Source organism: Streptomyces sp. NPDC058650 (assembly GCF_042717315.1).
Lineage (GTDB): Bacteria > Actinomycetota > Actinomycetes > Streptomycetales > Streptomycetaceae > Streptomyces.
Window position 1 is genome coordinate 95582 of record NZ_JBHXRL010000007.1, and the last position, 13470, is coordinate 109051.

Below are 13470 nucleotides of genomic sequence, written 5' to 3' on the forward strand. Positions count from 1 at the left end.
CGAAGGCCCCGGAACATGACGATGACAAGGAGGTCACGCGCTCCTTGCCATGATCAAGATATAGCTCACCGGGGGGCTTGCGGCAAGGCCCCGGGTATGACGCAGAATCAGCGGCCTAAGCCACGACCTGCGGAAATGGGAATTCATGATGCTCGACGTAGTCATTGCCGGCGGCGGACCGACCGGACTGATGCTGGCCGCCGAACTGCGGCTGCACGGTGTGCGGGTGGTCGTGCTGGAGCGGCTGACCGAGCCGACTCTTCAGCAGCGTGCGCGGGGCATCCACGCACGCAGTGTCGAGGTGATGGACCAGCGCGGCCTGCTCGACCGGTTCCGCGCGGTCGCCGAGCCGTTCTCGGTCGGCGCCCTGTTCTCCGCCATCACCAAGCCGTGGCCTGACCAGGTGGACACCGCGCACCCGTACGGTCTCCTGCTTCCGCAGACGGAGACGGAGCGGCTGCTCACCGAGCACGCCGTCGAGGTCGGCGCCGAGATCCGGCGCGGCTGCGAACTGGTCGGGCTGAGCCAGGACGAGGAGGGGGTGACCGCCGAACTCGCCGACGGAACCCGGCTGCGGGCCCGCTATCTCGTCGGCTGCGACGGCGGTCGCAGCACGGTGCGCAAGCTGCTCGGCGTCGGCTTCCCCGGTCAGCCGGCCAGGAACGAGACGCTGCTCGGCGAGATGGCGCTCGCCGAGGACCCGGCGACGGTGGCCGAGGTGACGGCGGAGATCCGCACGACCAATGTCCGGTTCGGCACCATCCCCAACGGGGACGGTACGTACCGCGTCATCGTGCCCGCCGCGGACGTGAGCGAGGACCGTCCGGCCACGCCGACGCTGGAGGAGTTCACGGAGCGGCTCCGCGAGGTCGCCGGCACCGACTTCGGCGCGCACTCGCCGCACTGGCTCTCCCGGTTCGGCGACGCCAGCCGCCTGGCGGAGCAGTACCGGATCGGCCGGGTGCTCCTCGCCGGCGACGCGGCGCACATCCACCCGCCGACCGGCGGGCAGGGCCTCAACCTCGGCGTGCAGGACGCGTTCAACCTCGGCTGGAAGCTGGCCGCCGAGGTGAACGGCTGGGCTCCGGAGGGGCTGTTGGACACCTACCACGCCGAACGGCACCCGGAAGGCGAGCGCGTGCTGACGAGCACCCTCGCGCAGGGTGTGCTCCTGGAGGACACTCCTGGCGCGAAGGCCCTGCGGGAGCTGTTCTCGAAGCTCCTGGACTTCGAGGAGGTCAACCGGTACATCACGGAGTCGATCACCGCGGTCGGGGTCCGCTACGACCTCGGCGAGGGCCACGAACTGCTCGGCCGGCGGCTGCGGGACCTGGAGTTGAAGCAGGGGCGCCTGTACGGGCTGATGCACGCCGGTCGCGGACTGCTGCTCGACCGGACCGGCCGGCTGTCGGTGGAGGGCTGGGCGGACCGGGTCGACCATGTCGTCGACGCCACCGAGGAACTCGACGTACCCGCCGTGCTGCTGAGGCCCGACGGCCACGTCGCCTGGGTGGGCGGGGACCAGCAGGACCTCCTCGACCACCTGCCGAAGTGGTTCGGAGCCGCCGCGAGTTGAGCGGAAACGGCCGCGGCCCGGGAAACCGGGCCGCGGCCGTTCTCGTACGACCCTGGCGACGCCCGACGTCAGTCGTGTGCCCCGCTCCCCTTCACGTGACGCGAGCCACAGGCCAGAAGGGATGGCAGGCCGGGGCGCGGGGGGTCGGATCGGCGGCAGTGGAACGTTAGCGCGACGTCAGCGGGACGTGAGCACCGCTGCCGAGACTGGGTGGGACCACAGTGGCCGGTGAACCGGCCACGACCAGCAGAACACAGGGGGCCCCACCATGCGCGCCGACCAGCGGCCGCGAGACACCGTCATGCCCGCTTTAATCGCCGAGCCCGGGTGCCTGACCACACCCGGACCGTCATGGCGCGCGGGAAAGGGCTGGTAACCGGAGTGCTCAACACGCGGGTGACGGTGACCGTCCACGCATCCGATCCGCTCAGCAGGGCCGGGCTCATCAGCCATCTGCGGCACCAGCCGACCGTCGACTTCGTCCCGGAGCAGGACGACGGGAGCCGGGACGCCCCGGCGGTGGCCGTGATGCTGGCCGACCGGATCGACGAACCCACCACGGCCGAACTGCGGCGCCTGCTGCGCGGCAGGGACCAGCGCGTCGTCCTCGTCGCGCGGGAACTGCGCGAGCCCGACCTGCTCGCGGTGGTCGAGTACGGGGTGCGCGCCATCATCTGGCGGCACCAGGCGACCGAGCAGCGACTGCTGAGCGCCGTGCACAGCGCGGCACGTGGCGAGGGCGAGCTGCCGCCGGACCTGGTCAGCCGTCTGCTGAACCAGGTGGGGCGGCTCCAGCGGGCGACCACGGCGGGGACGGCCACCGGCGGGGCCGTCCCGCTCTTCGGGATGGCGCCGCGTGAGGTGGACGTGCTGCGGCTGCTCGCCGAGGGCCTGGACACCCGGCAGATCAGCGAGAAGCTCGCGTACTCCGAGCGCACCGTCAAGAACATCCTGCACGCGCTGATGACGCGTCTCCAGCTCACCAACCGGGCGCATGCCGTCGCGTACGCGCTCCGCGAAGGCTACATCTGATGATCCACGAGATCGACGAGGCACTGCGCCGGCTGCTCGCGCCCGCCGTCACGGGCGACATCGCCTTCGATGCGCCGACCCGCGACTGGGCGGCGCGCCGCAACTCCCCCACGCTGAACGCCTATCTGTACGACATCCGGGAGGACGTGGTGCGGCGGGAGCGCGGCGCGTACGCCGAGCGGGACGCCAGCGGGATCGTGACGCGCAGGCGTCAGCCGCCGCGGTGGTTCCGGCTCTCGTACCTGGTGACCGCCTGGACGGCCCGGCCGGAGGACGAGCACCGGCTGCTGTCGGGCGCGCTGGCGCTGCTGCTCCCCCACGAGGTGCTGACCGGCGACGCGGTGCCGGAGTCGGTGCGGCCGATCACCGAGTCCCTTCCGCTGTCCGTCGCGGTACCGCCCGCGGAGTCACGGTCGCTGGCGGACATCTGGTCGGCGCTCGGGGGCGAGCTCAAGCCCTCCCTGGACGTCGTGGTCAGCACCCCGTTCCCGGTCACCCCGGTGTACGAGGTGGCGCCGCCGGTCACCGAGGGGGCGGAGCTCGTCGTGCGCGGGATCGACGGCGTGCCCGGCGACTCCAGGCCCCGGATGATGCGGCGCTCGGTGACCACCGTGAGCACCGCGGCCACCGCCCGCGGCACGCACGACGAGAGCGGGCGGTGAGGGCGTGCTGGAACTGATCACCGCGCTGCGCACGCGAGTCGCCGCGCTCGTGGACGCCCGCGCCGCCGGGGACCCCACGGCGGGCGATCCGCTGCGCGGCCTCTACGTCACCGAGGAGACGGCCCGCCGGATCGCGGCCGAGCCGGTGCGCACGGCGGGGGACGACGATGCCGTCACGCTGCCGGACGCCGGCGGTTCGGTCCCGCTCGCGGCACTCATCCGGACCTTCGGTCTGTCCGCCCTCGACGCGCACGTTCTCGTCGCGGCACTCGCGCCCGATGTGGACCGGGGCTTCGAGGCGCTGTACGGGTACCTCAACGACGACGTCGGACGGCGCCGCGCCACCGTGGCGCTCGCCCTCGACCTCGCCGGCACCGGCCCCTTCGATCCGGCCGCCCGGGGCCGCTTCCACCCTGCGGCGCCGCTGCTCGCCGGGGGGTTGCTGGTCGTGGAGGACGAGGACCGGCCGCTGCCGGGGCGGGCGCTGCGCGTGCCGGAGCGTCTGGTGGCGCACCTGTTGGGCGACGACAGCCGACTGGACGCGGAACTGCTCGGCGTGGGTGTGGAGTTGCTGCCGCCGACCGGGGTGGGCGAGGCGCGGGCGGCTCATGTGCCCGTGACGCTCGGCGCCCGCGTCGCGGCCGCCGGGCCTGTCACCGTACACCTGCGGGAGCGGGTCCCCGGTGCCGCCACCGATTCCGTCGTGGCCGCGCTGCGCGACGCCGGGCGGCCCGTGCTCCGGTACCGGCCGGAGTGTGTCGACGTCGGGACGGCGCGCGCCCTGCTGCGCGAGGCGCGGCTGCGCGGCGCCGCTGTGGCCGTCGAGCCGCTGCCCGCACAACCCGGGCTGCTCGTACGGGTGTTGGCCTCGGCCGGGGTCACGGTGGTCCTCGCGGGCACCGACGCGCCCGACCCGAGGTGGGCGCCGGACGCGGACCTGCTCGCACTCGACGCGCCGGACGGAGCGGCGGGCCCCGGCGACGACCTGTGGCACCAGGAACTGGGCGGGCGGGACGTCGACTTCGACCTGGACGAGGCCACGGCGCCGTACCGGCTCAGCGGCGACCAGGTCCGTCGGGCGGCTCGCTCGGCGCGGGCGCTCGCGGCGTTCGAGGGCACCGCGCCGACCCTCGCGCAGGTGCAGCGCAGCGCCCGGCTGGTCTCCGCGCCGCTCCTGGACAGCCATGCCCGGCGCATCCGGCCGGCCGTCGGATTCGCCGATCTCGTCCTGCCCGAAGCGCCGTTGGGGATGCTGCGCGAGCTGACCGGGCGGGCCCGCAACCGGGACCGGGTGCTCGGCGAGTGGCGGCTGCGCACCGGCGGTGGACGCGGGCGCGGTGTCGTCGCGCTGTTCGCCGGCGAATCGGGCACCGGAAAGACGCTGGCCGCCGAGGTCGTCGCGGGCGAACTGGGCCTGGACCTCTATGTGGTGGACCTGTCGTCGGTGGTCGACAAGTACGTCGGCGAGACGGAGAAGAACCTGGAACGGATCTTCGTCGAGGTGGACCGCACGGACTGCGTGCTGCTCTTCGACGAGGCCGACGCGGTGTTCGGCAAGCGGTCGGAGGTGAAGAGCTCGCACGACCGGTACGCCAACCTGGAGAGCGCGTACCTGCTCCAGCGGCTCGAGTCGTTCGCCGGGATCGCGGTGCTCACCACCAACCTCCGGGCCAACATCGACGAGGCGTTCACCCGCCGGCTCGACCTGGTCGTGGACTTCCCGTTCCCGGACGCCGGGCAGCGGGTCGCGCTCTGGCACTCCTGTCTGGCGGGCACGCCGAAGGCCGACGGCCTCGGCGAGGAGATCGCTCGCTGCGCGACGGAGTTCGCGCTCGCGGGAGGTGCGATCCGGTCGGCGGCGGTGACGGCCGGATACCTGGCGGCGGCGCGCGGCTCGGCCGTGACCGCGGAGGACGTACGGGCCGGGGCGCGGCGCGAGTACGAGAAGGCGGGACGGCTGGTGCTCGACGCGGGCATGCCCTGGGCACCGTAGGGACGTGGGGGCGGGCATGCCCCCTGAGACCTCGTCGAGGGGGCCACCCGTGCGGGTGGCCCCCTCGACCGTTCACATCCCTCGCTCGTCAGCTCGTTTTCACGCTGCCGCCGACCATCTTCTTGAGCGTGTCCCAGTTGACTTCGCCGGTAGCCGGGAGCCCGACGGCCGACTGGTACTGCTTGATGTGGTCGGCGACTTGAGTGCTGTACTTGCTGGTCTTGTCCCGCCGCTCACGGAAGTGGTCGATGCCGTACTGGGCGTTGGTGCGCGCCGTGACCATGTCGCCGGCGTCGAAGCCGCGGTTGATCGCCCACCAGAAGGCCGCCATCAGCTGGGTGGTCTGCCACGTGGTGGTGCCGGCCTGCACCTTTTCGGGTGTGATCCCCTGGGCCCACAGAGAGGTGAGCGTGGCCCGGCCGAGCTCGCCCTCCGTGTCGGTGTCGAAGATCGCGGCGGAGTTCTTCCCCCTGGTCTCGCCGTCCGAGACGACGAGGTTCTGGTAGCAGGCAAGGGAGTCACGGGTCCGCCCGTCGATCACGCCCCTGGTCCAACCCGGCTTGAGGTCGCAGGCGTTGTCGAGCGCGGCCAGTCGCTCCTGGGCGAACTCGACGACGATCTCCGGCGCGTCGCCCATGCGCCACGGGGGTCCGGTCCTCACCGGGGCGGGCGGGGGCGTGGTCTGCTTGTTTCCGCCGTCGCCGGTGCCCGGCCCCGGTGCGGTGGCCTCGCCGCCGTCCTGCACGGGCTGGGTCGAGGTGCCTTCGCGGGGTCCGGCTTCGGTCGTGTCGCCGCCCGAATCACCGCCGTCCCCACCACCGCCGCCGTCTCCACCGCCGCCGTTCCCGCCGCCCCCGCCGCCGTCTCCGTCGGCGGGCGGCGGTGCCGCCCCGTCCGCGGGGGGCGGGGCGCCGCCGGACTCGTTCCCGCCGGCCGGCGGTCCTCCGGTCTCGCTGGGCGGCGGGGGTGCTTCGGGGAGCGCGTCCCCACTGCCCTGCGGCGCGGGCCTGGGCGCGCTCGTCGACCGGATCTCCTTGGCCGCGCTGACGATCTTCGGCGAGAAGTTGAACCAGAGCACGACGAAGGCGATCACGGCGGTCAGCAGGAGTCCGCCCGCCACCACCAGCCAGTTCCCGAGGACGGGACGCTGGTCGAACGTGGCGTCGAGGTCGAGGGTGGTGTCGTCGCCCGCGCGCCGCACGGCCACGGTGAACCGGTGCGACTCCTCGGCACCGGTCCACCGCACGGCCTGCGGCCGGACCACGAGCTCGCCGAAGGCGGCGCGGCCGGGGGCGATCTGCACGGCGTTGGGCCGTACGTCGAAGGTGAGACGGTTCGCGTCGTCGCGGGCCACGAGGGAAGCGGTCAGCGGAGTGTTGCCGAGGTTGTCCACGGCGATCCGGGCCCGGCCGCGGAAGCGGCCGATGAGCGCGGGTGGCAGCAGTTCGGCGCGTGTCTCGGTGAAGGGCGTGAGGGTCAGCCGGCCCTCCACCACGTCCCGGGCGCCGGTGTTCTCCCGGGGATCGACACGGATGCCGTACGCGACGGGTCCGGCCTCCACGTCCGACGAGCGGGGCGGGGCGAACGAGATCTCGGCGGTCCCCTCGCTGCCCGGGTAGAGGCGGAGGACGTCCGGCTCCACCCGGGCCCATCCCGAGGGTTTGCCGACGATCGAAAGCCGGTACTCCTCGACGGTGTCCCCGGTGTTGCGTACCCGCAGGCGGGCGGAGGTCCGGGCCCCTGGCTCGACGGTCACATCGGCCGGGTCCAGAGAGGTCCACATGGTCATGGGCGAAGGCTAGGGGTGCGAGTGCGGTGCGCGGCTGCCCGAAAGTCCCTGTTCGCGGGCAGGATCGTGTGCCCGCGCCGCCCCCTGGGCCGACCCTTCGGGCACGGGACTTTCGGGCACCTTCTCCTGCCCTCGTGCCCGCCCGTTCATTCCTCCCGCGAGGGACGGACTTCAGGGGAGAGTCGGCCGTGTCGGAGCGCCGCGGCAGCGCCGATGCCGACCGACCCCACCAGCGAGGAGCAACCGACCGTGCCCACCTACCTGTCCCCCGGCGTCTACGTCGAGGAAGTCGCCAGCGGCTCCCGTCCCATCGAGGGTGTCGGGACCTCCGTCGCCGCGTTCGTCGGGCTCTCACCCGTCGGGCCGCTCAACGAGCCGGTGCTCGTCACCAACTGGTCGCAGTACGTGGCCTCGTTCGGCGACTTCACGGACGGGTACTACCTCGCCCACTCCGTCTACGGGTTCTTCAACAACGGCGGCACGGCGGCCTACGTCGTGCGCGTCGGCGGCGGGGACGCGCTGGGCGCCACGCAGGCCATCGGATCCGCCGCACCCGTCGAGCCGCGGCTCGTCGCCGGTGAGGCCGTCGCCCTCGGCGCGTTCCGGGTCGCGGCGATCGCCGCCGGATCGGAGGCGGGCGGGTCGCTCACGGTCGAGGTGCAGGACATCGAGGGCGACGCCGAGCGCTTCAAGCTGGTCGTCAAGGACGGCGAGAAGGTCGTGGAGAGCTTCGACGCCTCCGCGAAGAAGAGCGCCCGCAACTTCGTCGTGGCGCAGGTCAAGCAGCGTTCCAAGACCATCGTCCTGGAGGAGGCCGCGGCCGGCGGGCAGCTCGTCAGGCCCGACGCGCAGGCCGTGACGCTCGCTCCGCCCGCGCAGGTTCCGGCGCCGGTCGCGGCGGCGACCGGCGCGTCCGCCGCGCTGGAGTCCGGGCAGTTCATCGGCGATTCGGCCGACCGCACGGGCTTCGGCGGCCTGGAGGCGTACGACGAGATCAACATGGTGGCCGTGCCCGACCTGATGGCCGCCTACCAGCAGGGGCTCATCGACCTGGAGCAGGTCAAGGCCGTCCAGCTCGGTCTGATCGCCCACTGCGAGCTGATGGGCGACCGGATGGCGATCCTCGACCCGCCGCCCGCCCTCAACGCCCGCGACATCCGTACCTGGCGTCAGGAGACGGCCGGTTACGACTCGCGGTACGCGGCCCTCTACTACCCGTGGATCAAGTCGTTCGACCCGGCGACCGGCCAGACGCGTACGGTTCCGCCGTCCGGCCACATGGCCGGCGTGTGGGCCCGCAACGACTCCGAGCGCGGTGTCCACAAGGCCCCCGCGAACGAGATCGTGCGCGGCGCGGTCGACCTGGAGCTGCAGATCACGCGCGGCGAGCAGGACCTGCTCAACCCGATCGGGGTGAACTGCATCCGCGCGTTCCCGGGCCGCGGGATCCGGGTGTGGGGCGCGCGGACACTGGCCTCCGATCCGGCCTGGCGCTACCTGAACGTCCGCCGCTACTTCAACTACCTTGAGGAGTCCATCCTCGTCGGTACGCAGTGGGTCGTCTTCGAGCCCAACGACCAGTCCCTGTGGGCGCGGATCCGCCGCAACATCTCGGCCTTCCTCGTCAACGAGTGGCGCCAGGGGGCCCTGTTCGGCCAGCGTGCCGAAGACGCCTTCTACGTGAAGTGCGACGCCGAGACCAACCCCCCGGAGTCGGTCGACCTCGGCCGCGTGGTGTGCGAGATCGGCATCGCCCCCGTGAAGCCCGCCGAGTTCGTCGTCTTCCGCCTCGCGCAGTTCCAGGGCGGCGGCGGCGACCTGGAGGAGTAGGCCCCCGGCCCCCTCCGCGCCACCGCACGACCCCCAAGCCAGCACCCGCCACACGAACAGGAGTGATCCCCCATGTCCCTCGACACCGGTGACGCCCTCACTACCCATAATTTCGGCCTGCAGATCGACGGTGTGATGGTCGAGACCCTCCAGGAGATCAGCGGCCTCTCGATGGAGCAGGACGTCATCGAGTTCCAGCAGGTCTCGGCGGACGGCAAGCCGATGATCAAGAAGCTCCCCGGTGTGAAGAAGGCCGGCGAGTGCACGGTGACCCGTGGTGCCACGCAGTCCGCCGCCTTCACCGAGTGGATCGCGTCGTCCATCGCCGGCGACATGGGCGCGGCCCGCAAGGACGCGTCCATCATCTTCCTCGACTACCAGCTCAGCGAGGTGAAGCGCTACAACCTGCGCAACGCCTGGTGCACCAAGGTGGAGTTGAGCGCGACCAAGGCCGGTGACGCGGCTGCCCTGACCGAGCAGGTCACCATCACCTTCGAAGAGCTGACCCTCGGCTAATGCGACGCGAAGGATCGGCGGGTACGCCACACCACCGCCAACAGGAGCCTCTTCGTACGGAGTTCGAGTTCGAGCTGCCGCGCGGGTTCGTCGACGAGGCGGGCACGGTGCACCGCAACGGGGCGATGCGGCTGGCCACGGCACGGGACGAGCTGCTCCCGCTGCGTGACATCCGGGTCCGCGAGAACCCGGCGTACCTGTCCGTGGTGCTGCTCGGCCGGGTGATCACCCGGCTGGGCACGCTCCCGTCGGTCCACGACGGGACGGTGGAGAACATGTTCGCCTCCGACCTGGCGTTCCTCCAGGACTTCTACCGGCAGATCAACGCGGAGGGCCACACCAGGGCCGCCGTCGCCTGCCCGCACTGCGAGGAGTCCTTCGAGGTCGAGCTGGCCGGGAGCCGCCTGGGGGAATCGTGACGTACGCGGTCGACCGGATCGAGGAGGAGACCGCGTACCTCGCCTTCCACTTCCACTGGGGCATGGACGACATCCTCGACCTGGAACACGCGGACCGGCGGAGGTACGTGGCACAGGTGGCCTCGCTGGTGGAGCGGTCACAGGCGTAAGGGCTTTACGGCGAAGGGAGGGCGGAGAGGATGGGCATGTTCGGGAAGTGGCGGGCGCGGAAGTCGCCCGGGGCGGAGGCCGGTGCCTCCGAGGAGAGCACGGCGCCCGTCGCCCGCGCCACGGCGCCCGGCGACGCGTGGCGGGCGCTGCCCCCCGTACAGCGGGTCGTCGACGCTCCGCGCACCATCGCGGAGCACGGCTTCGCCGCATCGCTCGCCACCCACTGGAACCCCTCCTTCCAGACCGACCTCGGCCACGGCGCGGTGCCGGACGCGCCCGGCGGGCTGCTCCTGGACGCGGTACGGCCCGTGCCCCGGCAGGCGCCCCGCCCGGAGGGAACGGAACCGCCGGAACTGCCGGGGCTGCGGCTTCCGGTGGCGGGAACGGCGCCCGGTGCGGGACCGGGATCGGGATCGGGCGGCGAGGCCGGCTCCGCGTCCGCGACCCGGGGTGTACGGACGGCGGGGGCACCGGCCGGTGGCGCCGCGCCGGCGGCCGTGCAGCGCGCCGCCGCCCCCTCGGGTGTGCGGAGCGTCGGGACGAGTCGCCGCCCGGTACGGGGGGAGGCTGCGTCCGCTCCGGTACGAGGGGACGGCGCGCCCCGCGTGACCGGGCGCGCGGACGCGTCCCGACCGGCTCCCCCGTCCGGGGCACCCGAACCCTCGCCCTCTCCCTCATCCTCATCCTCATCCTCACGCTCACCCTCACCGTCCACGTCTCCCTCACCTTCACCGTCCGCATCTCCGTCGGCCTCTCCGTCCGCGCCCTCGGCCCGGCCGGCTCCCCGGGCGGTTCAGCGGGCCGCCGCGCACGTCGGCGGTCCCGTACCGGCGACCGGGCCCGCTGCCGCCGAGGCCAAGGCCGCCGAACCGGCCGTCGCGCCCGTCGGGGAGACCGGCGGCGGCCTCCGTCGAGGGACGCCGACGGCCGGTGCGGCACGCCCAGGACCCGTCCGGCCCGCGCCGCCTGTCCGGCGCTCGCCGCTGGTCTCCGCGCGGCCCGTGCAGCCGCCCCGGCTCCTGGCCCCGGCCGGCACCGCTCCGCCAGGTGGCACGGCCGCGCCGGGCACGGCGCCCGTCCAGCGGTCGGCGACCTCTTCGCGTACGCCCGAAGGCGGCTCGACCGCCCCGGCCGAAGTGCCGCCCCTCACCGCACCGGGGCCCTCGGCTCCCCTGCGGTCCCAGAACGTCCCGGGCTCCGCTCCCCCCGCGGGGCCCGGGACACCCTCCACCACGGGCGGCACGCCCGCCTCACCCGTGCAGCGCCGTCCCCCTGTACGCCGCTCACGGCGCGCCCCGGGCGCCGACTGGAACGCGACGGCGTTCACCCCGGCGCCTCCGGCGACCCCGGCACCTCTGGCGAGCGAGGCACCCACGCCCGTACCGCCGACGGCCCCTGCCGCTCCCGCGCGCCCTGCCGCCGAGGTGCCCCCGGTGAACCCGTCGGCCCGTCCGACCCCGGGCGCCGCGACGCCTCCCGCCGGGCCCGGACTCGGCACGACCGTGCAACGTTCCGCCACCGTGCCCGTGCCTCCCGTCGGCCCGGCCGGGCCGACGGCCCCGACGGCCCCGACAGCCCCCGCTCGTCCGGCCGCCGAGGCGCCGCCGGCGGCGAACCCTGTGCCCCGTCCGGGCCCGACCGCCGCGACGCCGCCGGCCCGGCCGGGACTCGGGGCCCCCGTGCGACGCGCTGCCCCCGACGCACCCGCGCCCCGTACGGGTCCCGCGCCACGGAGGTCCCCCATCGGGGCACCCATCACGCGCGCGTCAGCGAGCCAGGAACCCACCCGCCCTGCCGAGGCCGCACCCGCACCCGCAACCTCACCCGAGTCGGCACCGGTCCAGCGGACAGCAGCGCCTCGCTCTCCCGTTCCGGGCACTCCCGAAGCACTGGCCGCGCACGCTCAGGGCGCCCCCGGGAAGCCCCGTGCCACCGGCACCACACCGAACCACCCGCCTCGCCCGGCCGAGCCGGAGTCCTCGTCGACCCCGCCGACGCCGACGCCCGCCACGGCTTCGAGCCCGATACGGCCCGGGGTCACCGCGCCCATCCCTCCCACCGTTCAGCGCGCCGCCTCGGCAGCGCACCCTCCTCAGGCGTCGACCTCGACTGTCGCCCCGGATTCCCCGACGACCGCAAGCCTCCCCAGCGGCCCGGGCTCCCCGGCCGCACCGACGCGCGCCTCAGCCGCACCGGCACAGGCACAGGCACCGGCACCGGCACCGGCCCAGTCACGTACACCGGCCCAGTCACGGACTTCCCCCACCGCACCCCGAGCCACCCCCGCGCCCGTCCCCCTGGTCACCGTCACCGACCTCCCCCGGGCCACTGCACCCACCGTGCAGCGCCGGTCCGCGCGTCCGCTCGCCTCCGACCGGCCGCTCGCCCCGAACCTCCCGGGCCCCGCGAGCGCCCCGACCGGTCCCCGTACGTCTGCGGCCCCCGCCCGCACCGGTCCCGGCCACCGCACGGCCGCCGCGCCCCCCGCCACGCCCGGTGCCCCGGCAGCGTCACTCCCCGTCGTTCCCCTCGTCACTCCGGCGCCCGCCCGCACCGTCCAGCGCGACACCGCGCCGCCTCCCTCCGTCAGTGCCCGGCCGGTCGTGCCGATCGGCCCGCCCGCCGCCGCGCGGCCGGTAGCCCGACCCGTGTCGATCCAGCGCCAGAGCGCTCCCACGGCCGCTCCCCCGGCGCCCGCCCCCGCTCAAGCCGCCACCCCGCACACATCGCCCCAACCCGCCCAGGCCCCGCCGGCCCCCCGCGCCGCCACGACCACCCCCGCCTCCGCCCCCCGGACGCCCGTCGTGCAGCGCAGCAGCATCGCTCCGGCCGCCGCCCCGTCCTCCTCCGGCGACACCGAATCACCCACGCAGCTCGACGAGTTGGCCCGACGGCTCGTCAGCCCGCTCTCCCGTCTCCTCCGCGCGGAGCTCCGCGCCGACCGCGAACGGGTGGGCCGACTCCGGGACCACGGTCACTGACCGGACCTCGCCCGGCCACCGCCCCGGCCACCGCCCGGCCTCTCCGCCCGACCCCGACCGAACTACCCGAGAGAACCGCCACCATGCCCACGCAGCAGGACCCCGCATCCACCGTCTTCTTCAAGCTCACGATCGACGGCCAGGACCTCGGCCTGTTCAACGGCTGCGACGGCCTCTCCTCCGAGGTGGAGGTGGAGCAGCGCCGGGAGGGCGGCATCAACGGATTCGTCTGGCAGCTCCCCACGCGCGTCACCTTCTCCACCATCCGCCTCACCCGCCCCCTCACGCCCGACACCGCCAAGGTGGCCGCCTGGATCTCGTCCCTGGCCACCGGCATCACCCGTCCGACGGCGCAGATCGCGGCCCTGCGCGCCGACGGGTCGATCGTCGCCCAGTGGGGTCTGGTCGAGGTGCTGCCGGTCCGCTGGACCGGTCCGACGCTCGACCCGGCGAGCCCGGCCGTCGCCACCGAGACCCTGGAGATCGCGCACCACGGGTTCACGGACGCGGGAGGCGCCTGAG

At 73.9% G+C, this 13470-nt stretch carries 13 protein-coding genes; 10 read left to right on the forward strand and 3 right to left on the reverse strand.

Going from position 1 to position 13470, the window contains the following annotated elements; all coding sequences use genetic code 11:
* Positions 1-148 precede the first annotated feature (148 nt).
* The 4 genes from rox (at position 149) to ACFWWU_RS14630 (ending at position 5263) form a co-directional block, all read left to right on the forward strand.
* A complete protein-coding gene (gene rox, locus ACFWWU_RS14615) occupies positions 149-1576 on the forward strand; it encodes a rifampin monooxygenase (protein WP_384144974.1) in 1428 nt (475 codons plus the stop codon).
* Between the two features lie 351 nt (positions 1577-1927).
* Positions 1928-2608, forward strand: a complete 681-nt coding sequence (locus tag ACFWWU_RS14620) for a LuxR C-terminal-related transcriptional regulator (RefSeq protein WP_384144203.1) — start codon at positions 1928-1930, stop codon at positions 2606-2608.
* Entirely contained in the window at positions 2608-3270 is a 663-nt protein-coding gene (locus ACFWWU_RS14625) for a DUF4255 domain-containing protein (protein WP_384144206.1), read from the forward strand. The genes ACFWWU_RS14620 and ACFWWU_RS14625 overlap by 1 nt, the downstream gene beginning before the upstream one ends.
* A gap of 4 nt (positions 3271-3274) precedes the next feature.
* A complete protein-coding gene (locus tag ACFWWU_RS14630; RefSeq protein ID WP_384144209.1) occupies positions 3275-5263 on the forward strand; it encodes an ATP-binding protein in 1989 nt (662 codons plus the stop codon).
* Between the two features lie 88 nt (positions 5264-5351).
* Here the strand turns inward: ACFWWU_RS14630 and ACFWWU_RS14635 are convergent, their stop codons facing one another.
* Positions 5352-7052 (reverse strand): peptidoglycan-binding protein, encoded by a 1701-nt coding sequence (locus ACFWWU_RS14635; protein ID WP_384144212.1) that lies wholly within the window; start codon positions 7050-7052, stop codon positions 5352-5354.
* A 249-nt stretch (positions 7053-7301) separates the two neighbouring features.
* On the opposite strand from ACFWWU_RS14635, the gene ACFWWU_RS14640 reads away from it, so the two are divergent.
* From ACFWWU_RS14640 to ACFWWU_RS14655, 4 genes are all read left to right on the forward strand, one after another.
* Positions 7302-8882 carry a phage tail sheath family protein gene (locus ACFWWU_RS14640; RefSeq protein ID WP_384144215.1) on the forward strand — a complete coding sequence of 527 codons (1581 nt, stop codon included), beginning with the start codon at positions 7302-7304 and terminating at the stop codon, positions 8880-8882.
* A gap of 72 nt (positions 8883-8954) precedes the next feature.
* Positions 8955-9398 carry a phage tail protein gene (locus tag ACFWWU_RS14645; RefSeq protein ID WP_024754772.1) on the forward strand — a complete coding sequence of 148 codons (444 nt, stop codon included), beginning with the start codon at positions 8955-8957 and terminating at the stop codon, positions 9396-9398.
* Positions 9398-9817, forward strand: a complete 420-nt coding sequence (locus tag ACFWWU_RS14650; protein ID WP_384144217.1) for a hypothetical protein — start codon at positions 9398-9400, stop codon at positions 9815-9817. Before ACFWWU_RS14645 ends, ACFWWU_RS14650 begins: the two co-directional genes overlap by 1 nt.
* A complete protein-coding gene (locus ACFWWU_RS14655; RefSeq protein ID WP_017242135.1) occupies positions 9814-9966 on the forward strand; it encodes a DUF6760 family protein in 153 nt (50 codons plus the stop codon). Before ACFWWU_RS14650 ends, ACFWWU_RS14655 begins: the two co-directional genes overlap by 4 nt.
* A gap of 5 nt (positions 9967-9971) precedes the next feature.
* Here the strand turns inward: ACFWWU_RS14655 and ACFWWU_RS14660 are convergent, their stop codons facing one another.
* Positions 9972-10187 (reverse strand): hypothetical protein, encoded by a 216-nt coding sequence (locus ACFWWU_RS14660; protein WP_384144220.1) that lies wholly within the window; start codon positions 10185-10187, stop codon positions 9972-9974.
* Positions 10188-11870: 1683 nt separating this feature from the next.
* Positions 11871-12017 carry a hypothetical protein gene (locus ACFWWU_RS14665; RefSeq protein WP_384144223.1) on the reverse strand — a complete coding sequence of 49 codons (147 nt, stop codon included), beginning with the start codon at positions 12015-12017 and terminating at the stop codon, positions 11871-11873.
* A gap of 289 nt (positions 12018-12306) precedes the next feature.
* On the opposite strand from ACFWWU_RS14665, the gene ACFWWU_RS14670 reads away from it, so the two are divergent.
* Together ACFWWU_RS14670 and ACFWWU_RS14675 are read left to right on the forward strand one after the other, a co-directional pair.
* Positions 12307-12948 carry an extensin gene (locus ACFWWU_RS14670; RefSeq protein ID WP_384144226.1) on the forward strand — a complete coding sequence of 214 codons (642 nt, stop codon included), beginning with the start codon at positions 12307-12309 and terminating at the stop codon, positions 12946-12948.
* 83 nt (positions 12949-13031) lie between these two features.
* On the forward strand, positions 13032-13469 hold the full coding sequence (locus ACFWWU_RS14675) for a phage tail protein (protein WP_384144229.1): 438 nt from the start codon (positions 13032-13034) through the stop codon (positions 13467-13469).
* Position 13470 lies beyond the last annotated feature (1 nt).